The following is a 376-nucleotide window of genomic DNA, read 5'->3' on the forward strand; positions in this document are numbered from 1 at the left end:
CATTGGTCTGCCGTTTGCGCCTGCCGTCAAGGCAGGAGCATGGCCGCTTTTGGCCGAACGCTTCCCCGATCTCGACGCTGTTCCGGTTTGTCGCCGGCCAGACCGCAGGCGAGTTCGGTTTGCGGTGCCCAGCGAGGTCGTGCCGTCCTCTCCCATACCAATCGGCTATGCAATCCAGCTTCGTCGAGGTCGCGACGCGAAAGCTTGCCTCGAGCCGATCGACCCGGCCAGCGCATTGCGTGTGCTGCTCAACGGGGCGTTCGCACCCGGCCGAGAGTTGAGTGGCAGCGCCTTCGACACTCTGACCGAAGTCATCGGATCGGCGGGCACCTATTGCCTGAATTATTCGAAGCTCGATGATGCAGTAGAGCTGATC

The 376-nt window shown here is 62.2% G+C and carries 1 pseudogene; it reads left to right on the plus strand.

Annotation, left to right across the window (positions count from 1 at the left end):
• Positions 1–49 precede the first annotated feature (49 nt).
• Positions 50–376: pseudogene (locus EN807_RS33135) on the plus strand (aldolase); the annotation flags it as partial.

The sequence above is a fragment of the Mesorhizobium sp. M5C.F.Ca.ET.164.01.1.1 genome, from assembly GCF_004792125.1.
In the GTDB taxonomy this organism is placed as follows: domain Bacteria; phylum Pseudomonadota; class Alphaproteobacteria; order Rhizobiales; family Rhizobiaceae; genus Mesorhizobium; species Mesorhizobium wenxiniae.